General features: G+C 57.4%; 24 protein-coding genes, 2 tRNA genes and 2 other RNA genes. 17 read left to right on the top strand and 11 right to left on the bottom strand.

From position 1 onward, the window contains the following. The first annotated feature begins 24 nt into the window (after nt 1-24). Genes prfA through kdsA form a run of 5 tightly spaced genes read left to right on the top strand, consistent with a single transcriptional unit; the run spans nt 25 to nt 4,070 of the window. Nucleotides 25-1,110 (top strand): peptide chain release factor 1, encoded by a 1,086-nt coding sequence (prfA, locus tag TAN611_RS13375; protein WP_105231431.1) that lies wholly within the window; start codon nt 25-27, stop codon nt 1,108-1,110. Continuing rightward, nucleotides 1,110-1,949, top strand: coding sequence for a peptide chain release factor N(5)-glutamine methyltransferase (prmC, locus tag TAN611_RS13370; protein WP_203066560.1), 840 nt, complete (start codon nt 1,110-1,112; stop codon nt 1,947-1,949). The genes prfA and prmC overlap by 1 nt, the downstream gene beginning before the upstream one ends. A gap of 28 nt (nt 1,950-1,977) precedes the next feature. Further along, nucleotides 1,978-2,376, top strand: coding sequence for a SirB2 family protein (locus tag TAN611_RS13365; RefSeq protein ID WP_105233390.1), 399 nt, complete (start codon nt 1,978-1,980; stop codon nt 2,374-2,376). After that, complete coding sequence (sirB1, locus tag TAN611_RS13360; protein ID WP_111736956.1) at nt 2,373-3,182, top strand: invasion regulator SirB1; 810 nt, start codon at nt 2,373-2,375, stop codon at nt 3,180-3,182. The genes TAN611_RS13365 and sirB1 overlap by 4 nt, the downstream gene beginning before the upstream one ends. A 33-nt stretch (nt 3,183-3,215) precedes the next feature. After that, complete coding sequence (gene kdsA, locus TAN611_RS13355; protein WP_015672646.1) at nt 3,216-4,070, top strand: 3-deoxy-8-phosphooctulonate synthase; 855 nt, start codon at nt 3,216-3,218, stop codon at nt 4,068-4,070. Between the two features lie 170 nt (nt 4,071-4,240). On the opposite strand, the gene TAN611_RS13350 is transcribed toward kdsA, so the two are convergent. The 3 genes from TAN611_RS13350 to TAN611_RS13340 form a co-directional block, all read right to left on the bottom strand. Next, a non-coding RNA gene (locus TAN611_RS13350) (RtT sRNA) lies at nt 4,241-4,362 on the bottom strand. 44 nt (nt 4,363-4,406) lie between these two features. Further along, nucleotides 4,407-4,496 (bottom strand) — tRNA-Ser (locus tag TAN611_RS13345). Between the two features lie 204 nt (nt 4,497-4,700). After that, nucleotides 4,701-5,588, bottom strand: coding sequence for a LysR substrate-binding domain-containing protein (locus tag TAN611_RS13340; RefSeq protein ID WP_203066559.1), 888 nt, complete (start codon nt 5,586-5,588; stop codon nt 4,701-4,703). A gap of 119 nt (nt 5,589-5,707) precedes the next feature. Here TAN611_RS13340 and TAN611_RS13335 point away from each other — a divergent pair, with 119 nt between their 5' ends. After that, on the top strand, nt 5,708-6,331 hold the full coding sequence (locus tag TAN611_RS13335; RefSeq protein WP_203066558.1) for a glutathione S-transferase family protein: 624 nt from the start codon (nt 5,708-5,710) through the stop codon (nt 6,329-6,331). A gap of 79 nt (nt 6,332-6,410) precedes the next feature. Here TAN611_RS13335 and TAN611_RS13330 read toward each other — a convergent pair. Both TAN611_RS13330 and TAN611_RS13325 read right to left on the bottom strand, forming a co-directional pair. Beyond that, a non-coding RNA gene (locus TAN611_RS13330) (RtT sRNA) lies at nt 6,411-6,532 on the bottom strand. A 43-nt stretch (nt 6,533-6,575) separates the two neighbouring features. Then, nucleotides 6,576-6,665, bottom strand: a tRNA-Ser gene (locus TAN611_RS13325). 491 nt (nt 6,666-7,156) lie between these two features. Between TAN611_RS13325 and TAN611_RS13320 the strand changes: the two genes are divergently transcribed. The 4 genes from TAN611_RS13320 to TAN611_RS13305 all read left to right on the top strand — a co-directional run bounded on the left by TAN611_RS13320 (nt 7,157) and on the right by TAN611_RS13305 (nt 11,154). Continuing rightward, a complete protein-coding gene (locus TAN611_RS13320; protein WP_105231426.1) occupies nt 7,157-8,626 on the top strand; it encodes a peptide MFS transporter in 1,470 nt (489 codons plus the stop codon). 141 nt (nt 8,627-8,767) lie between these two features. Beyond that, a complete protein-coding gene (ghrA, locus tag TAN611_RS13315) occupies nt 8,768-9,709 on the top strand; it encodes a glyoxylate/hydroxypyruvate reductase GhrA (RefSeq protein WP_203066557.1) in 942 nt (313 codons plus the stop codon). 81 nt (nt 9,710-9,790) lie between these two features. After that, nucleotides 9,791-10,528 carry a phosphatase gene (locus TAN611_RS13310; protein ID WP_203066556.1) on the top strand — a complete coding sequence of 246 codons (738 nt, stop codon included), beginning with the start codon at nt 9,791-9,793 and terminating at the stop codon, nt 10,526-10,528. 44 nt (nt 10,529-10,572) lie between these two features. After that, nucleotides 10,573-11,154 (top strand): molecular chaperone, encoded by a 582-nt coding sequence (locus tag TAN611_RS13305; protein WP_105231423.1) that lies wholly within the window; start codon nt 10,573-10,575, stop codon nt 11,152-11,154. Nucleotides 11,155-11,197: 43 nt separating this feature from the next. Here the strand turns inward: TAN611_RS13305 and TAN611_RS13300 are convergent, their stop codons facing one another. The 4 genes from TAN611_RS13300 to TAN611_RS13285 all read right to left on the bottom strand — a co-directional run bounded on the left by TAN611_RS13300 (nt 11,198) and on the right by TAN611_RS13285 (nt 14,630). Further along, nucleotides 11,198-11,761 (bottom strand): lipoprotein, encoded by a 564-nt coding sequence (locus TAN611_RS13300; protein WP_105231422.1) that lies wholly within the window; start codon nt 11,759-11,761, stop codon nt 11,198-11,200. Nucleotides 11,762-11,919: 158 nt separating this feature from the next. After that, nucleotides 11,920-13,563 carry an AarF/ABC1/UbiB kinase family protein gene (locus TAN611_RS13295; protein WP_187044576.1) on the bottom strand — a complete coding sequence of 548 codons (1,644 nt, stop codon included), beginning with the start codon at nt 13,561-13,563 and terminating at the stop codon, nt 11,920-11,922. 34 nt (nt 13,564-13,597) lie between these two features. After that, a complete protein-coding gene (gene grxB / locus TAN611_RS13290; protein WP_111736960.1) occupies nt 13,598-14,245 on the bottom strand; it encodes a glutaredoxin 2 in 648 nt (215 codons plus the stop codon). Nucleotides 14,246-14,378: 133 nt separating this feature from the next. Beyond that, the gene (locus tag TAN611_RS13285) at nt 14,379-14,630 is read right to left on the bottom strand and encodes a hypothetical protein (RefSeq protein ID WP_105231419.1); all 252 of its coding nucleotides are present in this window, start codon (nt 14,628-14,630) and stop codon (nt 14,379-14,381) included. 328 nt (nt 14,631-14,958) lie between these two features. Between TAN611_RS13285 and rimJ the strand changes: the two genes are divergently transcribed. The 4 genes from rimJ to murJ all read left to right on the top strand — a co-directional run bounded on the left by rimJ (nt 14,959) and on the right by murJ (nt 18,776). Beyond that, nucleotides 14,959-15,543 carry a ribosomal protein S5-alanine N-acetyltransferase gene (gene rimJ, locus TAN611_RS13280; protein WP_105233388.1) on the top strand — a complete coding sequence of 195 codons (585 nt, stop codon included), beginning with the start codon at nt 14,959-14,961 and terminating at the stop codon, nt 15,541-15,543. 10 nt (nt 15,544-15,553) lie between these two features. Then, a complete protein-coding gene (locus TAN611_RS13275; RefSeq protein WP_105231418.1) occupies nt 15,554-16,201 on the top strand; it encodes a DUF480 domain-containing protein in 648 nt (215 codons plus the stop codon). Further along, a complete protein-coding gene (locus TAN611_RS13270) occupies nt 16,194-17,129 on the top strand; it encodes a Gfo/Idh/MocA family protein (protein WP_105231417.1) in 936 nt (311 codons plus the stop codon). The genes TAN611_RS13275 and TAN611_RS13270 overlap by 8 nt, the downstream gene beginning before the upstream one ends. A 111-nt stretch (nt 17,130-17,240) precedes the next feature. Beyond that, nucleotides 17,241-18,776, top strand: a complete 1,536-nt coding sequence (gene murJ, locus TAN611_RS13265; RefSeq protein ID WP_203066555.1) for a murein biosynthesis integral membrane protein MurJ — start codon at nt 17,241-17,243, stop codon at nt 18,774-18,776. Nucleotides 18,777-18,877: 101 nt separating this feature from the next. Here the strand turns inward: murJ and argS are convergent, their stop codons facing one another. Further along, a complete protein-coding gene (gene argS / locus TAN611_RS13260; protein ID WP_187044578.1) occupies nt 18,878-20,608 on the bottom strand; it encodes an arginine--tRNA ligase in 1,731 nt (576 codons plus the stop codon). A gap of 889 nt (nt 20,609-21,497) precedes the next feature. Between argS and TAN611_RS13255 the strand changes: the two genes are divergently transcribed. After that, nucleotides 21,498-22,061, top strand: coding sequence for a VOC family protein (locus TAN611_RS13255; RefSeq protein WP_187044579.1), 564 nt, complete (start codon nt 21,498-21,500; stop codon nt 22,059-22,061). Here the strand turns inward: TAN611_RS13255 and TAN611_RS13250 are convergent. After that, nucleotides 22,058-23,206, bottom strand: coding sequence for a MalY/PatB family protein (locus TAN611_RS13250; RefSeq protein ID WP_203066554.1), 1,149 nt, complete (start codon nt 23,204-23,206; stop codon nt 22,058-22,060). The two genes, TAN611_RS13255 and TAN611_RS13250, sit on opposite strands and share 4 nt — an antisense overlap. Before the next feature lie 101 nt (nt 23,207-23,307). Between TAN611_RS13250 and cutC the strand changes: the two genes are divergently transcribed. Both cutC and TAN611_RS13240 read left to right on the top strand, forming a co-directional pair. After that, nucleotides 23,308-24,066: a copper homeostasis protein CutC gene (cutC, locus tag TAN611_RS13245; protein ID WP_105231412.1), complete on the top strand. Its 759-nt coding sequence runs from the start codon at nt 23,308-23,310 to the stop codon at nt 24,064-24,066. Between the two features lie 135 nt (nt 24,067-24,201). Then, nucleotides 24,202-24,909: an HPP family protein gene (locus tag TAN611_RS13240; protein WP_105231411.1), complete on the top strand. Its 708-nt coding sequence runs from the start codon at nt 24,202-24,204 to the stop codon at nt 24,907-24,909. Nucleotides 24,910-24,911 lie beyond the last annotated feature (2 nt).

Here is a 24,911-nt window from a genome sequence, read left to right as displayed (position 1 = left end):
TATTTACAGGGTTTAAAACCACGCATGAAGCCTTCTATTGTTGCCAAACTGGAAGCGTTACAAGAGCGCCATGAAGAAGTTCAGGCGCTGCTCGGCGATGCCGGCGTTATTGCCGATCAGGACCGGTTCCGGGCATTGTCGCGCGAATATGCGCAGCTGACCGATGTCAGCAACTGTTTCCTGCAGTGGCGCCAGGTGCAAGACGATCTTGCGACCGCCGAGATGATGCTGGAAGACCCGGAAATGCGCGAGATGGCGCAGGAAGAGATTAAACAGGCCAGAACGGTGATCGAAGAGCTGGAGCAACAGCTGCAGCTGTTACTGTTGCCGAAAGACCCCGACGATGAGCGCAGCTGCTTCCTCGAAGTTCGCGCCGGCACCGGCGGCGACGAGGCGGCGCTGTTCGCCGGCGACCTGTTCCGGATGTACAGCCGCTATGCCGAAACGCGCCGCTGGCGGGTAGAAGTGATGAGCGCCAACGAAGGCGAGCACGGCGGTTTTAAAGAAGTGATCGCCAAAGTCTCGGGCGAGGGCGTATACGGCCAGCTGAAGTTTGAATCTGGCGGCCATCGCGTGCAGCGCGTGCCGGAAACCGAATCTCAGGGGCGCATTCACACCTCGGCCTGCACCGTTGCGGTGATGCCGGAGGTGCCGGAGGCTGAACTGCCGGATATCAACCCCGGTGACCTGAAAATCGACACCTTCCGTTCTTCCGGCGCCGGCGGTCAGCACGTTAACACCACCGATTCGGCGATCCGTATTACCCACCTGCCGACCGGCATTGTGGTGGAGTGTCAGGACGAGCGCTCACAGCATAAAAACAAAGCGAAAGCGATGTCGGTTCTGGGCGCGCGCATCCGTGCCGCCGAGGTGGCCAAACGCCAGCAGGAAGAGGCATCAACGCGGCGTAACCTGCTGGGCAGCGGTGACCGTTCCGATCGTAACCGTACCTATAATTTCCCGCAGGGCCGCGTGACCGATCACCGCATTAACCTGACGCTCTACCGGCTGGACGAAGTGATGGAAGGGAAGCTGGATATGCTGATCCAACCTATCGTGCAGGAATACCAGGCGGATCAGCTGGCTGCGTTGTCCGCCGAGCAAGAGTGATGGATTATCAAAGCTGGCTGAAGGCGGCAACGGCCCGGCTGACGGAGAGCGACAGCGCCCGGCGGGACGCGGAAATCCTGTTGGGGTTTGTCACCGGGCGCGCCAGAACCTATCTGCTGGCGTTTGGCGAGCGTTGCCTGACCCCTCAGGAGATCGCCCGGCTGGAAATATTGCTGACGCGCCGGGCGCGCGGCGAGCCGATTGCCTATCTGGTGGGCGAGCGTGAATTCTGGTCGCTGCCGCTGTCTGTTTCCCCCGCAACCCTGATTCCACGGCCGGACACCGAATGTCTGGTCGAGCAGGCGCTGGCACGTCTGCCTGCCGGCGCCTGCACCATTCTCGATCTGGGTACCGGCACCGGCGCCATTGCGCTGGCGTTGGCCAGCGAACGTCCCGACTGTACGGTAACCGGCGTTGATTTCCAGCCTGAAGCGGTGGCGCTGGCGCGCCATAACGCGCAAAAACTGGCGATTACCAATGCGCAGTTTGTTCAGGGCAGTTGGTTTTCGCCGCTGGCCGGGCAGCGTTTCCAGCTGATTGCCAGTAACCCGCCTTATATCGACGCCGCCGATCCGCATCTGTCGCAAGGGGATGTCCGCTTTGAGCCGGACAGCGCGCTGGTGGCGGAGGAGAACGGCCTGGCGGACTTACGCGCCATCGTGCGCCAGGCGCCGGAGTATCTTTTGCCGCAAGGCTGGCTGCTGCTGGAGCACGGCTGGCAACAGGCGGCCAGCGTGCGTGAACTGCTGGCCGAGGCGGGCTTTGGCGCCGTGGAGAGCCGCCGTGACTATGGCGGCAACGAGCGGGTAACGCTGGGGCAGTATCTGCCGGCCCAATAATAATTACTGGAAAGCAAAGGGAATGACCATGACAGCCTACGCCGCGTTAAAAAATTTGCATCTGTTGACGGTAACCATCAGTATTGTTTTGTTTGTATTGCGTTTTTTCTGGAAATGGCGTGATTCGGCGATGATGAACCGGCGCTGGGTGAAGATAGCGCCGCATATTAATGACACCGTGCTGTTTCTGAGCGGCATTGCACTGGTGGTGATGTTCCAGCTTTACCCGCTGCTGGGCATGGACTCCTGGCTGACCGAAAAGCTGTTTGGCGTTATTATCTATATCCTGCTGGGCTACGTTGCACTGAGCAAGAAAGTCCGCAGCGCGGGGTTACGCACGTCGGCGTTTATTCTGGCTCTGGGCTGTCTCTACCTGATTATTAAACTTGCCACGACGAAAATACCGTTTCTGATGGGATACCTATGAGTAGCATTGCTGATTTTGAATTTAATTCTTCACCGCTGAGCGCAGGGGTCATTCTGGTGTCTCAGCGCGTGCGGCGAGATTTTCCTGCTGCCGACGTGGCGCGCCAACTGCAGCGATTGTCTGAAGAAGCGCGGGCGGCAGTGCCGGACGATCTCAGTCAGGAACAGCGATTAGAGGCACTCATTGAGCTGTTTTACCGTACCTGGGGGTTTGGCGGGGCGAGCGGCGTCTACCGTCTTTCTGATGCCATCTGGCTGGATAAGGTGTTGGAAGGGCGCCAGGGTACGCCGGTATCGCTGGGCACTATCTTTTTGCACATCGCCCATCAGCTCGGTTTACCGCTGATGCCGGTAATTTTTCCGACCCAGTTAATCCTGCGGGCCGACTGGATGGATGATGAGATGTGGCTAATCAATCCGCTTAACGGCGAAACGCTGAATGAGCATACGCTTGAGGCCTGGATCAGGGGCAATCTGGGTTTATCCGCCGAACTGGAAGATGACGATCTGGATGAAGCGGAGAATAATATGGTGGTGCGTAAGATGCTCGATACGCTGAAAGCCGCCCTGATGGAAGAAAAGCAGATGGAAATGGCGCTGCGCGCCAGTGAAACGGTGCTGTGCTTTGACCCGGACGATCCGTATGAAATTCGTGACCGTGGTTTAATCTATGCGCAGCTGGAGTGCAACCATGTGGCGATTTCTGACCTCAACTATTTTATCGAGCAGTGTCCTGAAGATCCGGTCAGCGAAGTGATCAAAGTACAGATCCACGCGATCGAACCCAAACAGGTGACGCTGCACTAATTTTGGCGACTTACCCTCAATAAAGGCGAAAGCATGAAACAGAAAGTGATTAGCATTGGCGACATCAACGTAGCGAACGACCTGCCGTTTGTGCTGTTCGGTGGTATGAACGTGCTTGAATCGCGCGATTTGGCGATGCGCATCTGCGAACACTACGTCACGGTGACGCAAAAACTGGGTATTCCTTACGTCTTCAAGGCTTCATTTGATAAAGCCAACCGCTCTTCCATTCACTCTTATCGCGGGCCGGGCCTGGAAGAGGGGATGCGTATTTTTGAAGAGTTGAAGCAAACCTTCGGCGTAAAAACCATCACCGACGTGCATGAGGCTGCTCAGGCTCAGCCAGTGGCGGAAGTGGTTGATGTTATTCAGCTGCCTGCGTTTTTGGCGCGTCAGACCGACCTGGTGGAAGCGATGGCGAAAACCGGCGCGGTGATCAACGTTAAAAAACCACAGTTCGTCAGCCCGGGCCAGATGGGCAACATCGTGGAGAAATTCAAAGAAGGCGGCAACGACCAGGTTATTCTGTGCGACCGCGGCAGCAACTTTGGCTATGACAACCTGGTGGTTGATATGTTGGGCATCAACGTGATGAAGAACGCCACCGGCGGCCATCCGGTGATTTTCGACGTGACCCATGCGCTGCAAACCCGTGATCCGTTTGGCGCCGCTTCCGGCGGTCGTCGCGCTCAGGTAACTGAACTGGCGCGCGCCGGTATGGCGGTGGGCCTGGCCGGCCTGTTTATTGAGGCGCACCCGGATCCGAACAACGCCAAGTGCGACGGCCCGTCAGCGCTGCCGCTGGATAAGCTGGAGCCGTTCCTGGTACAGATGAAGGCGATCGACGATCTGGTGAAAAGTTTCCCGGAACTCGATACCAGCAACTGATTCCCAGCTGTTGAATGGAAAAAAGCCCGACATGACGTCGGGCTTTTTTATTGCGGTGTTGAGCCGGCTTCAGGTTGCCGCCAAACGGGCATGATGAGTGATACCTGCCAATCCTGTCGCGGGAGCTGGGAATATAGCCTGAACGAGAGTTCAGGCTTTCTCTTGGAATATGGCGGTGAGGGAGGGATGTATTCGCTGCGCTCACCCTGCGGGCAGCCTGACGGCTGTGCAAAACGCGTTGCGTTTTGTCGAACCCTGTCGAGGGTTCTCACCCTCCCGGACGGGGAATATAAAGCAAAAAAGCCTGAACGTGAGTTCAGGCTTTCTCTTAGAATATGGCGGTGAGGGAGGGATTCGAACCCTCGATACACTTTCGCGTATACACACTTTCCAGGCGTGCTCCTTCAGCCACTCGGACACCTCACCATATTGTCGTTGCGCTGAATGCGTCAGGGCAACGGGGCGCTACTATAGGGAGTGAGAGCGGGTGGGTCAAGCATATTTTTTTGGTTTCGTAACGGGTGGTTAAGTTGTGTTCTTTTTGGCTGAAAGTCAGGCTGAGTTGGCGATGATCATGGGGTCAGCTGTCAGCTCTTTGGCAACAGGAAGGCCGCTCGGCGCATTTCCCTGTCAGGGGACAGCGACCGCCTCGGTTAACAGCCACGCGATAAAGGCGCGTACCTCGGGACGAAGGGCGGCATCGGGCTGGTATACGATGTAGTAGGCAAATCTCGCGGGCCAGGGTTTATCCAGTATTTGTACCAGGCGACCGGCGGCGATCTCTGTCTGCGCATAGGCTGCCGGCACCAGTGCCAGGCCTTGTCCTGCCTCTGCCGCACGGATGAGCAGAAAGTCATCTTCAAACACATTGCCACGGTCGGCTCGAGGATCTGTAGCCACACCGTGCGCACTTAACCAGAGCGACCAGTCGGTGCGATCACTGTTATGCAACAGAGGATAATTCAGGCAATCTGCAGGTTCGCTCAGCATCTGGTCAGCGGTGAGCAGATGGAGGGAGGCCACCGGCACCAGCACGGGCGACATCAACGGAGTGACGGCCAAACCTGGATAATCACCCAACCCGTGGCGTAGGGCAATATCGACGCGATCGCGGCGTAAATCCACCAGGTTTGCCGTGGCTTCTACTCGGACTTCAATACCGGGGTGACGCTGCTGAAAATTTCCCAGGCGTGGAACCAGCCAAGAGGCGGCAAACGCGGCCACCGTGCTGATGGTCAGGCACTGAGGGCTTTCACGTGTTTTCAACTCTTCTAGCGACCGATCAATTTGCGCAAATGCGTCACTGAGCCTCGGGTGGATGCTGGCACCGGCCTCCGTCAAACGCATTCCCAGGCGGTTGCGCTCAAGTAGTACGACGCCAAGCCGTTCTTCCAGCGAGCGTAGCTGTTGGCTGATAGCACCGGGCGTAACATGTAGCGCCTGCGCTGCTGCCTGGACGCTGCCGCGATGTCCGATTTCAACAAAGGTGCGCAATGCCTGAAGAGGAGGTGCTTTCATTTAGATTTCCTAAATACTGATGTTAAGAAGTATCGCTTTATCCATGCTGATTAAAGAAGGAGTATGGGCGGGTGATGGTTACCATCATCGAGTTTAGTAAAACTAAATAAAGGTGTCATATGTTGAATCTCTATACTGACAGTTCACCTAACGGCTTTAAGGCAACGATCGCTCTTGAAGAACTGGCGCTGCCTTATCGTCTACACCATGTGCGTATCGAGGCTGGTGAGCATCGTCAGCCGGATTTTTTGGCCTTGAACCCGTATGCCCGCATCCCCGTCCTGACTGACGATGAGACTGGTGTGGTACTGTTCGAGTCGGCGGCTATTTTGCTGTACCTTGCCGATAAAACCGGCCGGCTGATGCCGGATGATATCAAGGGGCGTTGGGAGGCGATCAAGTGGTTGCAATTTCACGCTTCAAGCGTGGGGCCGATCGTCGGGCAGCGTGTACACTTCGAGTTATTTGCCGCTGAACGTATTCCGGCCGCGATTGAGCGTTATCGTAGCCTGACGGAGGATGCTTTCGCGGTACTTGATCGCAGATTGGCCGCAAACAGCTATCTGGCTGGTGATGCCTATTCCATTGCCGATATTGCTCATTTTGGTTGGATGCACATCGCCCGCATCATCCGGTTTGACTTCAGTCGCTATCGTCACCTGGACGCCTGGTTCCAGCGGATAGCGGAGCGCCCTGCTGTCCAAAAGGGAATTACCTTGCCTGCGCTAGCAACGGGAGCGTAAGTTGAGGGGGCTCACCCTCCCGGACGGGGAATATAAAGCAAAAAAGCCTGAACGTGAGTTCAGGCTTTTTCTTGAAATATGGCGGTGAGGGAGGGATGTATTCGCTGCGCTCACCCTGCGGGCAGCCTGACGGCTGTGCAAAACGCGTTGCGTTTTGTCGAACCCTGTCGAGGGTTCTCACCCTCCCGGACGGGGAATATAAAGCAAAAAGCCTGAACGTGAGTTCAGGCTTTCTCTTGGAATATGGCGGTGAGGGAGGGATTCGAACCCTCGATACACTTTCGCGTATACACACTTTCCAGGCGTGCTCCTTCAGCCACTCGGACACCTCACCATATTGTCATCGTCAGCGCCTTGCGTTGTCGACGGGCGCTAATGTAGGAGAAACTGATCCCAGCGTCAACACTCTTTTTACGCTTTCAGTTTGTTTAGCTAAACTTGCAGCAATTTGCTGATTTCACGCACAATAATCAGCTATTTATTCTTCACCTGCCGCCGAGAATGGCCGATAAGAAACTTGGAACTGTCGTCTGGTTTGTTATTTGAGCAAATTATCCATTTGTAGATTAATATTCCACCGTTTCGTTATGTCGTATTGCCAATGTATTCATTAATACTGGATTATTAGTCAAATATGCCGCTAAATGGAGTGACGAGCGTGCGGGGATTTTTGCAAGGAAACATCAACGTCCGCGCCGCTTACCGCGCTATTGATGCCATTTCCTTATCGGTTGCACCGGCTCTCCGCCGCGTGTAGCGAAGGCGTAGGGCAGATAGCGCAGACAGGGATAAAACCATCAAATAATAATGCAGTAGAGGTTTGCTTTGACTGACTCAGATTCCACACTGGCGGCGTCGTCACGCCATGTTGCCCCTTCCGGCGCGGGAGCGCTGTTCTTTATCCAAATCTTCGCTACGCTAGGCTTTGCCGTGCTGTATTCCACGCTGGTGCTGTATGCCACCAAGCGTTTGGGGTTCAGCGAAAGCAGCGCCAACGCCATGATGGGCGTATTCGGCGCGTTCAACTATGGCCTGCACCTGTTCGGCGGCTACCTGGGCGGACGCTATCTCAGCAACCGCAACCTGTTTGTCCTGGGGATGGTGCTGCAGGTGGCGGGGTGCGCGACGATTGCTCTGGCCGGCGTCTGGGGGCTGTATTGGGGGCTGGCGATGTTCCTCACCGGCAGCGGGCTGAACGTCACCTGCATTAATATGATGCTGACGCAGCGGTTCAAGCCCGAGGATGACCGGCGCGAGATGGCGTTTTTGTGGAACTATGCCGCGATGAACCTGGGTTTTTTTGTTGGCTACAGTGCCGCCGGCTATTTCCAACTGACGGAAAGTTACCGCACGCTGTTTCTGTTCGCCACGCTGGGCAACGCCGGGGCGATTATCGTTGCGGCGCTGCGCTGGCGCATGCTGGCCGATATCAATACCCCATTGCTTGATACGACGCCGTCGCAGTATCGCCGTCGGTTGTTGGCCGGTCTGGCGGTATTAGTGATTCTGGTGCCGGTGATTCGTCTGATGCTGACCCATGCTGAATTCAGCGGTTACTTTGTGATTGGCCTGGGATGCGCCATTTTCTTGCTGCTATGTCTCGTTACGCTACGCCATCATCCGCGCGATGAGCGTCGGCGGATGAGCGCCTACCTGATTCTGGCCTTGGGATCGCTGGTCTTCTGGATGCTGTATCAGCTGGCGCCGATGGGGCTGATGCTGTTTTCGGAGCACAATATCAATCTGAACCCGTATGGCATCCATGTTGCCCCGCAGTGGATCCAGAACATCAACACGCTGGTGATCGTCATCGGCGGCCCACTGCTGGCCTGGTGGTTTAACCGCCTGCGCGCCCGCGGCTGCAAGATTGATATTCCCCTGCAGTTTTCCGGCTCCTTGTTCTGTATGGGGCTGGGGATGCTGGTGCTGCCGCTGGGCATCAGCCTGGCGGGCGGCGACGGACTGGTGGCGTTTAAATGGATCGTTATCAGTTACGTGTTGCAGAGCATTGGCGAATTGCTGATTTCGCCCATCGGTTACGCCATGATCGGCAAGTTGGCGCCGGCGCGTTACCAGGGCGTCATGATGGGCTGCTGGATGATGGTGACCGGCGTCGGCTCAGTGCTGGCGGGCTATGTATCCGGCCTGATGCCGGAAAACAGCGGCAGTACGCCGTTGTTAACCAACCCCGGCTACAGCCATGTCTTCAGCATGCTGGGGTGGGGAGCGGCCGGCGTGGGCGTGGTGCTGTTGATCCTGATACCACTGCTGCGCCGCCTGATCCAGCGCGTCTGACGGCGCAGCGGCACTAGCCTGAGCGAAACAGCCCCACTGGTCGGGGCTGTTTTTATTTGTCGGTTTTACTCTTGCATCTTCTGACGATTCGCGGAAACCTGAGGGGACAATAACAGCGAACAAGCAGGAGCCTCTCTTACCATGAACATTATGTTTTACCATCCTACGTTTAATGCGCAGCAGTGGCAGGCGGGCATGCAGCAGCGTTTGCCCGGTTCCACGCTGCGCATCTGGCAGCCGGGGGACGATCGTCCGGCAGACTATGCGCTGGTCTGGCTGCCGCCGTATGAAATGCTGGCCGGGCGTCATCAGCTGAAAGGTGTGTTCGCCCTGGGAGCCGGCGTTGACGCCATTTTGCAGCAGGAGAGGCAACATCCCGGTACGCTGCCGGCGGGGGTACCGCTGTTACGGCTGGAAGATACCGGTATGGCGCAGCAGATGCAGGAGTATGCGTTGAGTTACGTACTGCGCTATTTCCGCTGTTTCGATGAGTACCAGCGGCAGCAGCAACAGGGAGAGTGGCAGCCGCTGGAGCCGCATCAGCTACAGGATTTCACTATCGGTATTCTCGGCGCCGGCGTGCTGGGCAGGGCGGTGGCGCAAAAACTGGTGGACTTCGGCTTTAACGTCCGCTGCTGGAGCCGCAGCGCCAAGCAGATTGACGGCGTGAGCAGTTTCGCCGGCGAGGCGCAGCGGCCGGCATTCCTGGACGGCGTCAAGCTGTTGATTAACCTGCTGCCCAATACGCCGGAAACCCAGGGGATCCTCAACGGTGAGATGTTTGCCCATTTAGCGCCGCAGGCTTATCTGCTCAACCTGGCGCGCGGCGCGCATCTGGTTGAGGAGGATCTGCTGGCGGCGCTGGAGCTGGGGCAGATTAAAGCGGCGACGCTGGATGTCTTTGTGCAAGAGCCGCTGCCGCCGGCGCACGCCTTCTGGCGTCATCCCGCCGTTACCATCACGCCGCATATTGCCGCGATTACCTTGCCTGAGCAGGCGATGGATCGGGTTGCCCAGAATATTTTAGCGATCGAAGCCGGAGAGACGCCGACGGGAATTGTGGATATTCGCAGAGGTTATTAATGAGCCGGTTAACTGCTATGCTAAGGCGCAACTGCGCCCGCCGTTTGCGCATGGCGGCTGACCCACGAATAAGGAGAAGCAATGTACCCCGTTGATTTACACATGCATACCGTTGCCAGCACCCATGCCTACAGCACGCTGCATGATTATGTCGCCGAAGCCAAGCAGAAGGGCATCCAGCTGTTTGCCATTACCGACCACGGCCCGGATATGGCCGATGCGCCGCACTACTGGCACTTTATGAATATGCGCGTCTGGCCGCGGTTAGTGGACGGCGTCGCCATTTTGCGCGGTATTGAAGCCAACATTAAGAATCTGGACGGCGATATTGACTGCACCGGCCCGATGCTGGATGCCATTGATGTGATTATCGCCGGTTTCCATGAGCCGGTGTTTGCACCGCAGGATCGGGCCGCCCATACGCAGGCGATGATTGCCGCGATGGCGCAGGGCGATGTCCACATCATCAGTCATCCGGGCAATCCGCGTTATCCGATTGATATCACGGAGGTTGCCGCCGCCGCTGCGCGTTATAATGTGGCGCTTGAGCTGAACAACTCATCGTTTACGCATTCACGTAAGGGCAGTGAAGCCAACTGCCGGGCGATCGCCGCTGCGGTGCGTGATGCCGGAGGCTGGCTGGCGCTGGGCTCAGACTCGCATATTGCCTTTTCGCTGGGAGGTTTTGAGCACTGTGAACGCATCCTTGCCGAGGTTGAATTCCCGCAGGATCGCATCCTCAACGTCAGTCCGCGTCGTTTACTGAACTTTCTTGAGCAACGCGGCAAACCAGCGATTGCGGAATTGGCCGATCTGTGACATCGTCACGGCAAAAAATTTCCGCCTTTGCATAGGATTTCATCATGAATGAGTTTTCCATCGTCTGCCGCGTGCTGGGGACGCTGTTTTACCGTCAGCCGCAGGACCCGCTGCTGGTGCCGCTGTTCAGCCTGATTCAAGAGGGTAAACTGCAGCAGCACTGGCCGCTGGAGCAGGATGAATTGCTCCAGCGTTTGCAGCAAGGCTGCGAGCCGCACCTGCTGGCTGCCGACTTTAACGCGTTGTTCGTTGGCGCTGAATGCAGCGTATCGCCGCTGCGCTCAACCTATGTTGAGGGGGCGACGGAAAGCGAAGTGCGCAGTTTCCTACAGCAGCGCGGTATGCCGCTCGGCGAGGCGCCGGCGGATCACTTCGGCTCGCTGCTGCTGGCGGCATCCTGGCTGGAAGATCAGTCGCAGGAAGATGAGGCGCAGGCGCAAATTACGCTGTTTGATGAATATTTGCTGCCGTGGTGCGGACGTTTCCTCGGCAAGGTTGAAGCCCATGCAACCAGCGGTTTTTATCGCACATTGGCGATGATTACCCGTGATGCATTGCAGGCGATGCGCGATGAATTGGCGGAGTATGAAGAGCAGGAAGGCTCTGAAGACGACGAGCAGGCGTAAAACCTGTCAGGCGCAGCGGTTGCTGCGCCTTCATGCGCTGAATTTAATCAGTAAACGGAATCACCAGTTCGCCCGGCTTCACTTCCAGCCCTTTGGCCAGTTTGCGCGCCATGGCTTCGGTTTTGCTCTTGTTCGGGTCCAGCACATAGGCCGGTTTCTGGTTGAAGTAACTTTTCAGTGACTGATTCAGATAAGGCGAAATCGCCTTCATCACGGTATCCATTTTTTCCGGCTGCACTTTATAGTCGGTCAGCTCCATATCTTTCAGGAAAATGGCTCCTTTCTCACGGTCATAGGTCGGCTGCGCCTTCAGCGTCAGCTGCATGTCCGCCTGCTGTGGCCCCAGAATCGAGGTGATGTCCACTTTGGCATTGCCGGAAAGGGTAACCTTGCCCGGTTCGCTGCGGCCGATCTGGCTCTGCAGCTGCGTCAGCACGATATGCGCATCCACCAGCCCTGGCACGCCGATCTGCTTCTGGTAATCATTATGTTTCTGCAGGTAGTCATTAACTTCCTGTTCGCTGAGCGTGTACTGGGTCAGCTTGTTGCAGCCGGCTAGCGCGCCGACAAACATCAGGGCGGCTGCGCCCATAACCATCTTTTTCATACGTGCCTCATAACTACTGCTAATAAAAATGCCAATAATGAATTGATTATCATTATAAACATGCGCGCATTCGCAACCCAAGCGATAAACCCCGCGCGCGTTGATAGTGCGCGGGAATCGGTGGTGCGCCTATCGGATAACGCCGAATCTCCTGCTCCTCATCGCCGCAGCCGCAGAACCAGAAGGACGATGCCGCCGATGCAGGCCAAACCGCCGAGCAGCGGAAACAGCGGCACGCCCCATAAGCGTGGGGAGACGTGCATCAGATAGGGCGCCAGGCCCAGCGCAAAGGCGGCGGTGACAATGGCGATAGCCAGCGTCACCGCCGCACGTTCCAATGCTTTACTCAGCTGTGAAAGATTGCTGACGTTGATGTCGGCATTGAGCTGGCCGCGCGTCAGACGCCGCAGCAGCAGGCGCAGGTTTTGCGGCAGTTCATCACTGGCATCCAGCGCGTCGGCACCCAGCGCAAACATGCGCTGACGCAGCGCTTCCGGCGCGTAACGCTGCAGCGTGAGCTGTTGCAGCATCGGTTTCAAGGTGCTGATAATGTCAAAGTCTGGATCCAGCCGGTGCAGCACGCCGTCGGCGGTGATCAGCGCTTTAAACAGCAGCGCCAGATCGGGCGGCAGCGCCAGCTGGTGTTCGCGGGACATCGCCAGCAGGTCGGTCAGCGCTTTGCCGAGCGTTAAGGTGCCGAACCCCTGTTTGTCCAGATAGTTCTGCGCCGCCAGTTCCAGATCCTGCACGTCGGGGTTATTGCTGTCTGACCAGGCGAGCAGCGTGTTGACGATGCCTTCGCTCTGCCGCTCGGCAATTGCCTGCAGCACGCGCAACAGCTGATTGCGCCGCGTTGCTGACAGTTGCCCGACCATCCCGAAGTCAATAAAACCCACGCGGTCGCCGTCAAGAGCCATCACGTTGCCGGGGTGCGGATCGGCGTGATACAGGCGGTGTTCCAGCACCATACGCATAAACGCCTGCGCGCCGCGCTGTGCCAGCAGTGGGCCGTTAAAGCCGGCCTCCGCCAGCTGCTGCGGGTTTTCCGGCGCGATGCCGGGCAGAAACTCCTGCACCAGCAGCCGTTTACCTGACCATTGCCAGTAAATTTTCGGGATCTTCACCTCTGGCCGATCGCTAAAGCGCTGCGCGACCTGTTCGCAGTTATTCCCTTCGTGGGTCAGATCCAGTTCGTTATTCAGCGCGGTGGCCAGCGTCTGCACCATCTGCACCGGGCGATAGCGCGCTAGCGCCGGGCTTTGCTGTTCCACAGTTTCGGCCAGATAGCGCAGCAGACGGACATCGGCCTGAATGGTTTTTGCCAGGCCCGGACGCAATACTTTGACGATCACCGCTTCGCCGCTGTGCAGCCTGGCGCGATAAATTTGCGCCATGGATGCCGCCGCCAGCGGTTGGGTATCGAACTGCGCAAAGATCTGCTGCGGGTCGCCGCCCAGATCGGCATGCACCTGGCCGGCCAGCGTTTGCCAGGGCAGTGTGGACGCCTGACTGTGCAGCTTGTCCAGCTCGCTGGTCCAGCCGGCGTCGAGCAGATCGGAGCGGGTCGCCAGTATCTGGCCGAATTTGACAAAAGTCGGCCCCAGCGCTTCCAGCGCCGCGCGCAGACGTTCGGGCAGTGAAAGCGGGCTGTCATCCGTCTGCGGGGTGCCTTTGCCGGCGGTTAGCAGCGGGCTTAAACCCAGCAGACGCACCACATCCTGTAGACCGTAGCGGATCAGCACCGCAGAAATTTCAGCCAGCCGCGCCCGATCGCGCGCGGTGACGAACACCATTTTCAGCATCTGTGCGCTCCTCCTTTGACCGCAGCGGCGGTGATTACTGTTCCATATTCAGCAGCAGCGGGATATCGCTGCGTTCAGCCATGCGGTTACGGTAGGCCTCAACCGGCTCCGGTAGCGCAACGCCGGCGACGATGGACAGCGAACGCAGCAGCGGGAACAGGTGTATATCGTCTTCCGACAGCGTGCCGTTGACCGCCTCCGGCGAGACGATCAGCGCCGCCAGCGCCGGCAGATCCTGCTCCAGACGGGCGATAAGGTCGGCGCTGTTCGCCAGGTGTTGGGAAAAGTCGCCGATCGCCGCCTGTTTTTTATTAATAAAGTACTGACGGGCGCTGTCGGTGGCGAACTCTTCAAAGTCGGCCTGGGCGAAGCGCGGCAACAGCAGCTGCGGCGTATATTCCGCAGTCTGCGCCAGCCATTCGCCGATAGCCGGGTTGCTGGGGCCGGTCAGCAGCGGCTTATCGGCCAGCCGATCGATATAGTGCACGATGTCCATGCTTTCCGGCAGATAGCTGCCGTCATCTTTTTGCAGAATAGGCGCCATCTTTTTACCAATCATGGTGGTCGGCGTGATTTCGTCGTCGTTAAGCAGGGTGACCAGCCGCACCGGCTGACCTTGCAGACCGAAAATCATGCGCGCCTTAACGCAGAATGGGCAGTGATCGTAGATAAACAGTTTCATACTCGCTCCCGTTGTCAGGTGATTGCCGCAATAGTTAGCACAGCTTACGGATGCTGTCGCCCGCTATTCTTGCCGGAAGATGCCTAATAGGCGTAACCCACCGTACCACGGCAGGTTGCGCCTGGGGGAGAGGTTATTCTTTGGCGGGAATGGAATTGAACACGTCAATCAAATGCTGGCGGGCCTGCTCTAAATCGACTTTATCGCGCTCGGTGGCGGCGTTAACCTGCTGAAGCTGTTCAATCACATCGCTTTTCAGCGCGTTGTCATCCGCCAAAATACGCGCCAGAGCTTTCTCCATCAGCGTGGAGCGGGCATAGATCATACGCAGGTTCAAAACCATATGTTCCAACAGCTGGGGCAGGTGATTGTTTTCTTCGGACATGCTGACGACTCCTGATGTGAATGTACTACCAGAATAGCAGTTGATATAAATATTGCTGATTTTCTGGTGACTTAGCGCGTATTTTACGTCTGTTTGCCGAAGCGTTGACCACCTGTTTCCGGATGAGGTCGCCGAAATAACGGGAGCATGCCGACAAAAGCGCGGGAAAAAAAACTGACCGCTTATTTACTGAGCGCTTGGGGTTTTACCTGTGAGGCAGGCTACGGTTATATTCAATGACGGGAAATACGGTTTATGCCGCTTGATGCATAGGGCGCAGTTCCATCACTCTCTTTTTATCGAACCGTTCCGAATAGCGGGGGAAATGATGTTCGGCTATCGCTCTGCATCACCAAAAGTACGTCTTACCACCGATCGCCTGGCCGTCCGTTTAGTGCATGAGCGCGATGCCTACCGCCTGGCGGATTATTACGCGGAGAATCGCGCCTTCCTCAAACCCTGGGAGCCGGTGCGTGATGAAAGCTATTGCTATCCTTCCGGCTGGCAGGCGCGGCTCGGCATGATCACGGAAATGCAAAAGCAGGGCAACGCCTACTACTTCATTCTGCTTGATCCGGATGAAAATGAGGTGCGCGGCGTTGCGAACTTCAGCAATGTGCTGCGGGGCTCTTTTCATGCCTGTTTCCTTGGCTATTCACTCGGTGAGAAATGGCAGGGACAGGGATTGATGTATGAAGCGCTACAGGCGGCGAACCGCTATATGATGCGTCAGCAGCGAATGCACCGCATTATGGCGAACTATATGCCGCATAATCAGCGCAGCGGCGCGCTGTTGGCGCGTCTGGGCTTTGAGCGTGAAGGATACGCCAAGGACTACCTGCTGATCGACGGCACGTGGCAGGATCACGTGCTGACCGCGTTAACCAATAAAGAATGGCTTCCGCCACGTTGAGATAACGATAATGAAATATCAATTAAGCACGCAAGAGGCGCGGGTGATCGGCTGTCTGCTGGAAAAGCAGGTGACGACGCCGGAGCAGTATCCGCTGTCATTGAACGCCATCACATTAGCCTGTAATCAGAAAACCAACCGTGAGCCGGTGATGGCGTTGAGTGAAGGCGAGGTTCAGGAGGTGCTGGACGAACTGGTGAAAAAACACTTTCTGCGCACGCAAAGCGGTTTTGGCAACCGGGTGGTGAAATATGAGCAGCGTTTCTGCAATTCCGAATTCGGTCAGTTGAAGCTCAGCGACGCGGAACTGGCGTTGGTCGCCACCTTGCTGCTGCGCGGTGCTCAGACGCCGGGCGAGCTGCGTACGCGCGCCGCGCGGCTATATGATTTCAACGATGTCGCCGAGGTAGAACAACTGCTGCAGCAACTGGCCGGGCGGGAAGACGGCCCGTTTGTACAGCGCCTGGCGCGTGAACCGGGCAAGCGTGAAAGCCGCTTTGCGCATTTGTTCGGCGCCGAACAGGCGGTAGCGACCGCCGCCGTCGAAGATGAGCAGGAAAATATGTCATTAAGCCAGCGCGTCGCCGTGTTGGAACAGCAGGTCGCGGCGCTGACGCAGCAACTGCAGCAACTGACGGCGGAGGGGCGGGATGACTAAGCTACGTATTGGTGTGGTCGGCCTGGGCGGCATCGCGCAAAAAGCGTATCTGCCGATCCTCAGCCACGCGGCCGACTGGCAACTGGTGGGCGGCTTTTCGCCGAACCGCCAGAAGGCGCAGCCGCTGTGCGACAGCTACCGGATGGCCTGTTTCTCCCGCCTGGATGAACTGGCGCAGCAGTGCGATGCGGTTTTCGTACACAGCAGCACCGCCAGCCATTTCAGCGTAGTGAAAAGCCTGTTGGAGCAGGGCGTGCATGTCTACGTTGATAAACCGCTGGCGGAGACGCTGGAGCAGGGCGAACAACTGCTGGAACTGGCGCAGGCGCGCGGTAAGGCGCTGATGGTCGGCTTCAACCGCCGTTTTGCGCCGCTGTACGGGCATTTGCAGCAGCAGATGCGCCAGCCGGCGTCGATCCGTATGGATAAGCACCGTGCCGACAGCGTAGGGCCGAATTTGCTGCGCTTCACCCTGCTGGATGACTATCTGCACGTGGTGGACACCGCGCTGTGGCTGGCCGGTGGCGAAGGCAAACTGCTGGGCGGCCGGCTGAGCGCTAATGACGCCGGTGAAATGCTGTATGCCGAGCATCATTTCCGCTGCGGTGAGACAATGGTGACCACCAGCATGCACCGCCAGGCGGGCAGCCAGCGGGAAAGCGTGCAGGCGGTGACCCGCGGCGCGGTGTATCAACTGGACGATATGCGCCAGTGGCGGCGTGAAGACCGCGACGGCGTTCTGGAGCAACCGGCGCCCGGCTGGCAGACCACGCTGGCCCAGCGAGGTTTTGAGGGGGCGGTGCGTCACTTTATTCAGTCGGTGGCAAATCAGACGCCGCCGCAGACCGGAGGTGAACAGGCACTTTACGCCCAGCGGATGATTGAACAGATACTGCGCGACGCGGATTTGCCGGGTAACCCCATGTAACATATGGCGTTGGCTATTCTGCCGCGGATGCGTAAACTGAAGCCGTTTCTTGACTGACGCCTGCTGTTGCAGGCGTTGATATTTACACGTAGTACTCACCAGAAAAACCACATGAACCTACTAAAATCACTGGCGGCCGTCAGCTCGATGACGATGTTCTCCCGGGTGCTGGGCTTTGCGCGTGACGCCATTGTCGCACGCGTTTTTGGCGCCGGGATGGCGACGGATGCCTTCTTCGTGGCGTTCAAACTGCCGAACCTGCTGCGCCGTATCTTTGCCGAAGGCGCGTTCTCTCAGGCGTTTGTACCGATCCTCGCCGAATATAAAAGCCAGCAGGGGGAAGAGGCGACGCGTACTTTTATTGCCTATGTCTCCGGCCTGCTGACGCTGGTGCTGGCGCTGGTGACGGTGGCCGGGATGCTGGCGGCGCCCTGGGTGATCTATATCACTGCGCCGGGCTTTACGGATACGCCGGACAAATTCGCCTTAACCTCGTCGCTGCTGCGCATTACGTTCCCCTATATTTTGCTGATTTCGCTGGCGTCGCTGGTGGGGGCGATTCTCAATACCTGGAACCGCTTTTCGATACCGGCGTTTGCGCCGACGCTGCTTAACGTCAGCATGATCGGTTTCGCCCTGTTCGCCGCGCCTTATTTCAATCCACCGGTGCTGGCTTTGGCCTGGGCGGTGGTGGTCGGCGGCGTACTGCAACTGGGTTACCAATTGCCGCACCTGCGCAAGATCGGTATGCTGGTGCTGCCGCGCATCAAGTGGCGCGACGCCGGCGTATGGCGGGTGATGCGTCAGATGGGGCCGGCGATCCTCGGGGTGTCGGTCAGCCAGATTTCACTGATTATCAACACCATTTTCGCCTCGTTCCTGGTGTCTGGTTCGGTTTCCTGGATGTATTACGCCGATCGCCTGATGGAGTTTCCTTCCGGGGTGCTGGGCGTGGCGCTGGGCACCATTTTGTTGCCGTCGTTGGCAAAAAGCTTCGCCAGCGGCAACCATGATGAGTATTCTCGCCTGATGGACTGGGGGCTGCGCCTGTGCTTCCTGCTGGCGCTGCCGAGCGCGATTGCTCTGGGTATTCTGGCTAAACCGCTGACCGTATCGCTGTTCCAGTACGGCAAATTCAGCGCCTTTGATGCGGCGATGACGCAGCGTGCGCTGGTGGCTTACTCTGTCGGCCTGATGGGGCTGATCGTGGTGAAGGTGTTGGCTCCCGGCTTTTATTCGCGTCAGGACATCAAAACGCCGGTGAAAATCGCCATTGTCACGCTGATTATGACGCAGGTAATGAACCTGGCCTTTATTGGTCCGCTGAAACATGCCGGGCTGTCGCTGTCGATCGGTTTGGCGGCTTGTCTGAACGCCTCACTGCTGTACTGGCAGCTGCGTAAGCAGGATATTTTCCGTCCGCAGCCGGGCTGGGCGCTGTTCCTCACCAAGCTGGTGATGGCGGTGCTGGTGATGTCGGCGGTGCTGGTCGGTATGCTGTGGCTGATGCCGGCCTGGGATAACGGCAATATGCTGGAGCGCCTGCTGCGCCTGGCGGCGGTGGTGGTGGCCGGCGTGGTGGCCTACTTCGGCGTGCTGGGCGTGCTGGGCTTCCGGCCGCGCGACTTTGCCCGCCGCGTCGCCTGATGCGGCATCATGGGCGCGGCACGCCGCGCCTTAGCCCGCGCTGGCGGGACAATAAAAAAGGGTCGCCTTTGGCGACCCTTTTGCTATGCGGTGTTCGGCAATTACATCCGCTCGACGGTTTCGATCCCCAGCGTATCCAGACCGGTTTTCAGCGTCTTGGCGGTCAGCAGCGCCAGTTTCAGGCGGCTCTGGCGCGCTTCTTCGCTGTCGGCGTTAAGGATCTGGCAGTGCTCATAGAAGCCGGAGAACAGGCCGGCCAGATCGTACAGATAGCTGCACATCACGTGCGGGGTGCCTTCGCGCGCCACCACGGTGATAGTCTCTTCAAACTGCAGCAGGCGAGTTGCCAGCGCAATCTCACGCTCTTCGGTCATCGCCAGCGGCAGCGTCAGATCGCTTTCGTCGACGCCGGCGCGTTTGAACACCGAGGCCACGCGGGTATAGGCGTATTGCATATAAGGCGCGGTGTTGCCTTCGAAGGACAACATGTTGTCCCAGTCAAAGATATAGTCGGTGGTGCGGCTTTTTGACAGGTCGGCGTATTTGATCGCGCCGATGCCGACGGCGTTGACCACTTTTTGCAGTTCATCGGCCGGCATATCCGGGTTTTTCTCGGCGATCAGCTTGCCGGCGCGCTCAATGGCTTCATCCAGCAGGTCGGACAGCTTGATGGTGCCGCCGGAGCGGGTTTTGAACGGCTTGCCGTCTTTACCCAGCATCATGCCGAACATATGGTGTTCGAGAGATACCGAATCCGGCACGTAACCGGCTTTGCGCACGATGGTCCAGGCCTGCATCAGGTGCTGGTGCTGGCGGGAGTCGATGTAGTACAGCACGCGGTCGGCACCCAGGGTTTCATAACGGTATTTGGCGCAGGCGATATCGGTAGTGGTGTACAGGTAGCCGCCATCCTTTTTCTGGATGATGACGCCCATCGGGTCGCCGTCTTTGTTTTTGTATTCGTCCAGGAACACCACGGTAGCGCCTTCACTTTCCACCGCCAGCCCTTTGGCTTTCAGATCGGCCACAATACCCGGCAACATGGCGTTGTACAGACTTTCACCCATGACATCATCTTCGGTCAGCGTGACATTAAGACGGTTATAGGTGATTTGGTTCTGCGCCATGGTGATGTCCACCAGCTTGCGCCACATTTTCAGGCAGTAGTCGTCGCCACCCTGGAGTTTAACCACGTAAGCGCGCGCGCGCTCCGCAAACTCGGCGTCTTCGTCGTAGTGACGCTTGGCTTCGCGGTAGAACTGTTCCAGATCTGACAGCCCCATCTCATTGGCGCTTTCATTCTGCATTTTTTCCAGATAGGCAATCAGCATGCCGAACTGCGTGCCCCAGTCACCGACGTGGTTGGCGCGAATCACTTTATGGCCGAGGAAGCTCTGAGTACGGGCGGCGGCGTCGCCGATAATGGTGGAACGCACGTGACCGACGTGCATCTCTTTCGCTACGTTAGGCGCCGAGTAATCGATCACGATAGTCTGCGGCGCGACCGGCGCAATGCCCAGTTTTGGCGCGCGCAGCACGGCGTCGGCCTGCTGGGCGACCCACGCGGCGTCAAGGAAGATATTGATGAAACCCGGACCGGCGATTTCGACCTTGCTGGCGATGCCGTCCAACTGAAGCAGTGCGACGACTTTTTCTGCCAGTTGTCGTGGCGGCATGCCAAGCTTTTTGGCAACGGACATGACGCCGTTGGCCTGATAATCACCAAATTGCGCTTTAGCAGACTGACGGACCTGTGCTTCGCAATCGGCAGGCGCGCCTGCGGCAATCAGCGCCTGGCTGACTTTATCTGAGAGAAGTGCCTGAATATTCACCGGGATACCTTAAATGACAAATGCAAAGACGCCTGTTGCGCCCCTGCGGATTCAACGGTGGCTCTATAGGAGGACTCACGTCCGCAGCCAACCACAAAACAGCCCATAATTGTAACCGATTGATGACGTCACGTCAGCAGTTGCGGCGGTGGCGAGATATAAAGTCTGCAAGAGAAAAGGGGACGGAAAACGAAGGACGTCACCCACAGCTTCCGCAAGTGGGTGGACGGATTCACAGGTGTTGTTATCTGGATGATAAAAAGAGTACGGGAGAGATTCCGTTACTTCTTGCGACGACGACCATCGAACGCACTGCCACGGCGCGTTTTGAAATGGCGTAAAATTGCATAAACGGCAATAACGATGAGTACTACAGATATCGTTAAAAGAAACATAATCATTTTCTCAGCTATAACATGGTCTCAAGCTAACTTAATTACTATGCTGAATCAATTAACGATGATTGATTTAAGATAAGTCTCAGGATGTGTGCTCGCTAAATGACTGTTTAAACAGTCGGATAGATGGGTTTTGGTACAAATAATAAGCGCTCGTGGTGCAGGGGTTGCCTCAGTGAAATACTATTGTAGAACCTAGTTTAAACAGCAATAAAGATATTTTTATTATTTTAATTTGCATGCAAACTGTGAATATTCTATTTCTCAGATATTATACTATTTTTCTTATGGGATAAATCCTAAAAAATATAAGTGGCACGAATAGTTAACGGGGAGAAAAATAATTCTACGGGCCGTACTTTCTCTTTCCTACGCCCGCCATATTGCCCATCGGCGGTCATGTGATGATTTCCGCGCCGGCAGATGTAGCCCTCGTCGCTCAGGCGCGGTAAATTACGCCCCTAAAAACAGCTTTAGCGGACAACAATACTATGAATCCTTTCTCAACCATCGCCGAATTGCAGGATCTGGCGCTGGACTTACCCCGTTTCGAACAAACGCTGGCACAGTTCGCCCAGAAGCTACAGCTTGATCTGGCGCAGTTTGATGCCGACCATATTTCGGTACGCTGCCACCAAAACGCTACGGCGGAACGCTGGCTGAGTGGCTTCCGGCAATGCGCTGACGTGATGTCCGACGCCATCATCAACGGTCGGCCGATTTATCTGTTCGACCTGCATCAGCCGTTGCAGGTGGGGCCGTGGCAAATTGATTGTATTGAACTGCCGTTTCCCGGTAACAAGCGTTACCCGCATGAGGGGTGGGAGCATGTGGAGCTGGTGATCGCCGGCGATCCGCAAACCCTGTATGCGCGCGCGCTGGCGCTGTTACCGGACGAAGCCCTGCTTGCGCCGGGCATTAAGCTGAAGCAGAGTGCGCCGCAGGGGGAAGGTGAGCGCTTGCCGAACCCGACGCTGGCGATTACCGACGGCAGCGTCACCATCAAATTCCATCCTTACGCCATTCGCGAGATCGTCGCCAGCGAGCGCGATTAGCCGGTCAAAGCATGCACTGCATGCTCGATACGCTCCAGCGCGCGTATCAGCAGTGCGCGCTGGCAACCGAAGTTTAAGCGTACGAAACGGCGGTCGCCAAAGTCCAACCCGGGGCTCAGACCAACGCCGGCCTGCTCAAAGAAGACATGCGGGTTATCGACCGGCAACCCGCTGCAGTCAATCCATGCCAGATAGGTGGCTTCAACCGGCGACAGATGCAGACCCGGCAGGGCATTGATGCGCGTCATTACCAGATCGCGGTTGGCACGCAGGTAATCCAGCTGCTGGTCAAGCCACGGCTGTCCGTGCTGATAGGCGGCCTGCGCGGCGACCAGCGCCAGCACGTCGACCTCCGGCACCAGACCGCGACGCGTGCGACACAGCGAGCGGCGCAGACGATCGTTGGGAACGATCGCCATTGATGCGCCAAGTCCGGCGATATTAAAGGTTTTCGACGGAGACATCAGCGTCACGCTGCGCTGGGCGGCGTCCTCATTCAGCGCGGCAAACGGAATATGTTGCAGACCTGGCTCCAGCAGTAAGTCGCAGTGGATCTCGTCGGAACAGACGATCAAATCATGTTGCCGGGCAAACTGCTGCAGCGCCAGCAGTTCATCGCGGCGATACACCGTGCCGCCCGGATTGTGCGGGTTGCACAACAGCATCAGTTTTTCCCGGCCGTCAAGCTGCGCGGCGAGCGACGGCAGGTCTGGCAGCCAACGCCGGTTCTGCATGCGCATCGGCATCGACAGCTGGCGTCGTTCGGCAAACTGCGCGGCTTTGCGAAATGGCGGATAAATGGGGGAAGGCGCAATGGTGCCTTCGTCTTCAGCGGTAAACGCGCGCACGCACAGGTTCAGGCCGCAGACCAGTCCGGGCAGGAACACCAGCCATTCGGGCCGGATATGCCACTGGTAACGTTCCGCCATACGCTGAACGAAAAGCGCGATCAGCGCGGGAGAAGGGTGACCATAGCCGAACACACCGTGTGCGACTCGCTGGTGCAGCGCCTCGATCACCGCCGGCGGCGACTGGAAGTCGGTATCGGCCACCCACAGCGGAATAATATCGCGATCGTGATATTTATCCCATTTCACGCTGTCACTGTGACTGCGGTCTATCCATTGATCAAAATTGAATGCCATAGTTACTCCCTGAACTGTTTTTCGCTGATACTTGCAGCCTACGCGACAAGTATGCGGATAAACAAGACGGGTAGTGAGCTGGCCGTCATCTGGAGGTGATAATGATTAAACTGGAAGTTTGTTGCTATAGCGTCGATTGCGCGCTGACGGCTGAACGCGCAGGAGCGGATCGAATTGAATTATGCTCCAGCCAAAGCGAAGGGGGCCTGACGCCCAGCTATGGATCATTGGCGCTGGCACGGGAGAGGCTGGCGATTCCGGTGCATCCCATCGTCCGGCCGCGCGCCGGCGATTTTTGCTATAGCGCCGTTGATTTCAGCGTGATGAAAAACGACGTGGCGCAGGTGCGCGAGCTGGGCTTCCCCGGCGTGGTAATTGGCATGCTGGACGAAGAGGGCCACATCGACCTGCCGCGCATGCGGGAAGTCATGGCGCTGTGCGGTGATATGGCGGTGACCTTCCATCGGGCGTTTGATATGTGCCAGAACCCGATGCAGGCGCTGCAACAGCTGACCGACTTGGGCGTGGCGCGCATTTTGACCTCCGGCCAGCAGCAGAATGCCGAGCTGGGGTTGCCGCTGCTGCGTGATTTACTGCAGGCCAGCCAGGGGCCGGTGATTATGGCCGGCGCCGGCGTGCGCTTAAGTAATCTGCACAAGTTTGTCGATATCGGCATTCGGGAGCTGCACAGCTCTTCCGGCCATACCGTGCCGTCCACCATGCGCTACCGCAAGGCCGGTGTTACCATGTGCGCTGATAATGAATTCGACGAGTTCAGCCATTATTGCGTTGACGGTGAAATGGTGGAAGCGATGAAAGGCGCGCTGGAGCTGGTCGACCCGCTGGCGCAGAGCGCCTAGTTACCGAGACTGAATCTACACAAATCCTCTCTCGCCCGGCATTCGCCGGGTTTTTTACCTTCTATAAAAGCTTAACTAAGATTTTTCCTGTGATATATTCCCGCCGCAACGTTAATTTTTACATTATTAGGCAACATGATTAACCCGATAGTAACGAAGTTGAAAGTAGGGGGCGCGCGTTTGTGGCCGCATCCGTTAGCCGCAGGGAATAAAGAGATTGCGCTCGCCAGCCTTGGCGCGGGTCTGGGGCTGATGGTCGCCGGCTGGGTCAGCCACTGGATGTTGGGCAGCGTCAATTTATGGTTTGTCGCGCCGATGGGCGCCTCGGCGGTGCTGCTGTTTGCCGTACCGGCCAGCCCGCTGGCACAGCCCTGGTCGATTGTCGGCGGTAATCTGGTGGCGGCGCTGATTGGCGTCAGCTGCGGCAAACTGATCGGAGATCCGGGCATTGCCTGCGGCGTGGCCGCGTGCCTGGCGATTGGGATAATGTTTAAGCTGCGCTGCCTGCATCCCCCGAGCGGGGCGGTGGCGCTGACGGCGATCCTCGGCGGCGATGTCGTTAAACAGCTGGGCTATGCGTTTGTCTGGTCGCCGGTGTTACTCAACTCCGTGCTGATGGCGCTGCTGGCAATAGTGTTTAATAACTTGATGGGCAGACGCTACCCGCATGCGCTATCGCCCGCCGAAGCGAAGCCGGAACCGGTGCCGCTTGATGTGCCGATTACCCGCGCCGATCTGCATCAGGCGCTGATGGACGGCGAATTTCTGGATATTGATGAAGACGATCTGCAGGCGGTGCTGCAGCGCGCGGAACAGCTGGCGCAGCAGCGGACGGCGTCTTAACG

The organism is Serratia sp. Tan611 (genome assembly GCF_905188235.1).
Classification (GTDB): Bacteria; Pseudomonadota; Gammaproteobacteria; order Enterobacterales; family Enterobacteriaceae; genus Serratia_B; species Serratia_B rhizosphaerae.
This window is presented reverse-complemented; position numbering and strand designations above follow the sequence as displayed.

What these genes read in the sequence shown, in the direction of transcription:
- prfA (WP_105231431.1), top strand. Translation starts at nt 25, where the DNA reads ATGAAGCCTTCTATTGTTGCCAAACTGGAAGCGTTACAAGAGCGCCAT.
- prmC (WP_203066560.1), top strand. Translation starts at nt 1,110, where the DNA reads ATGGATTATCAAAGCTGGCTGAAGGCGGCAACGGCCCGGCTGACGGAG.
- TAN611_RS13365 (WP_105233390.1), top strand. Translation starts at nt 1,978, where the DNA reads ATGACAGCCTACGCCGCGTTAAAAAATTTGCATCTGTTGACGGTAACC.
- sirB1 (WP_111736956.1), top strand. Translation starts at nt 2,373, where the DNA reads ATGAGTAGCATTGCTGATTTTGAATTTAATTCTTCACCGCTGAGCGCA.
- kdsA (WP_015672646.1), top strand. Translation starts at nt 3,216, where the DNA reads ATGAAACAGAAAGTGATTAGCATTGGCGACATCAACGTAGCGAACGAC.
- TAN611_RS13340 (WP_203066559.1), bottom strand. Translation starts at nt 5,588, where the DNA reads ATGAAAGCACCTCCTCTTCAGGCATTGCGCACCTTTGTTGAAATCGGA.
- TAN611_RS13335 (WP_203066558.1), top strand. Translation starts at nt 5,708, where the DNA reads ATGTTGAATCTCTATACTGACAGTTCACCTAACGGCTTTAAGGCAACG.
- ghrA (WP_203066557.1), top strand. Translation starts at nt 8,768, where the DNA reads ATGAACATTATGTTTTACCATCCTACGTTTAATGCGCAGCAGTGGCAG.
- TAN611_RS13310 (WP_203066556.1), top strand. Translation starts at nt 9,791, where the DNA reads ATGTACCCCGTTGATTTACACATGCATACCGTTGCCAGCACCCATGCC.
- TAN611_RS13305 (WP_105231423.1), top strand. Translation starts at nt 10,573, where the DNA reads ATGAATGAGTTTTCCATCGTCTGCCGCGTGCTGGGGACGCTGTTTTAC.
- TAN611_RS13300 (WP_105231422.1), bottom strand. Translation starts at nt 11,761, where the DNA reads ATGAAAAAGATGGTTATGGGCGCAGCCGCCCTGATGTTTGTCGGCGCG.
- TAN611_RS13295 (WP_187044576.1), bottom strand. Translation starts at nt 13,563, where the DNA reads ATGCTGAAAATGGTGTTCGTCACCGCGCGCGATCGGGCGCGGCTGGCT.
- grxB (WP_111736960.1), bottom strand. Translation starts at nt 14,245, where the DNA reads ATGAAACTGTTTATCTACGATCACTGCCCATTCTGCGTTAAGGCGCGC.
- TAN611_RS13285 (WP_105231419.1), bottom strand. Translation starts at nt 14,630, where the DNA reads ATGTCCGAAGAAAACAATCACCTGCCCCAGCTGTTGGAACATATGGTT.
- rimJ (WP_105233388.1), top strand. Translation starts at nt 14,959, where the DNA reads ATGTTCGGCTATCGCTCTGCATCACCAAAAGTACGTCTTACCACCGAT.
- TAN611_RS13275 (WP_105231418.1), top strand. Translation starts at nt 15,554, where the DNA reads ATGAAATATCAATTAAGCACGCAAGAGGCGCGGGTGATCGGCTGTCTG.
- TAN611_RS13270 (WP_105231417.1), top strand. Translation starts at nt 16,194, where the DNA reads ATGACTAAGCTACGTATTGGTGTGGTCGGCCTGGGCGGCATCGCGCAA.
- murJ (WP_203066555.1), top strand. Translation starts at nt 17,241, where the DNA reads ATGAACCTACTAAAATCACTGGCGGCCGTCAGCTCGATGACGATGTTC.
- TAN611_RS13255 (WP_187044579.1), top strand. Translation starts at nt 21,498, where the DNA reads ATGAATCCTTTCTCAACCATCGCCGAATTGCAGGATCTGGCGCTGGAC.
- TAN611_RS13250 (WP_203066554.1), bottom strand. Translation starts at nt 23,206, where the DNA reads ATGGCATTCAATTTTGATCAATGGATAGACCGCAGTCACAGTGACAGC.
- cutC (WP_105231412.1), top strand. Translation starts at nt 23,308, where the DNA reads ATGATTAAACTGGAAGTTTGTTGCTATAGCGTCGATTGCGCGCTGACG.
- TAN611_RS13240 (WP_105231411.1), top strand. Translation starts at nt 24,202, where the DNA reads ATGATTAACCCGATAGTAACGAAGTTGAAAGTAGGGGGCGCGCGTTTG.